Annotated in this window: 1 pseudogene; it reads left to right on the plus strand. The window is 64.9% G+C overall.

The window, feature by feature from the left end:
- Positions 1-579: pseudogene (locus EN781_RS33760) on the plus strand (glucose-6-phosphate dehydrogenase); the annotation flags it as partial.

The raw sequence follows: 579 nt of genomic DNA on the forward strand, positions 1-579 counted from the left end.
AGTCAGGAACGGTCCGACACGCTGGTGCTCTTCGGGGCGACCGGCGACCTTGCCCACAAGAAGATATTTCCGGCCCTCTACCAGATGGTCGCCAAGGGGACGCTCACCGAGCCGGTGATCGGTGTCGCCTTCGACCCCTGGGACATCGGCAAACTGCAGGCGCGCGCCCACGACGGCATCGTCAATGCGCTGGGCGGTATAGACGAGACGGTGTTCGCCAAGCTCGCCTCGCTGCTGCGCTATGTCAGCGGCGACTACCGCGACGCCGCGACGTTCGAGAAGCTGAAGACGGCGCTCGGCTCCGCCCAGCGCCCGCTGCACTACATGGCGGTGCCGCCGACCATGTTCGAAACCGTGGTCCAGGGGCTGGAGCAGTCCGGCACCGCGCGTGGCGCGCGGCTGATGGTGGAAAAGCCATTCGGTCACGACCTGCAGTCGGCGCGCTGGCTGAACCGGGTGCTGCACCTGGTGTTCGACGAGCAGTCGATCTTCCGCATCGACCACTATCTCGGCAAGGAAGCGATCCAGAACCTGCTCTATTTCCGCTTCGCCAATGCCTTCCTCGAGCCGATCTGGAAC

The organism is Mesorhizobium sp. M4A.F.Ca.ET.090.04.2.1, assembly GCF_003999085.1.
In the GTDB taxonomy this organism is placed as follows: domain Bacteria; phylum Pseudomonadota; class Alphaproteobacteria; order Rhizobiales; family Rhizobiaceae; genus Mesorhizobium.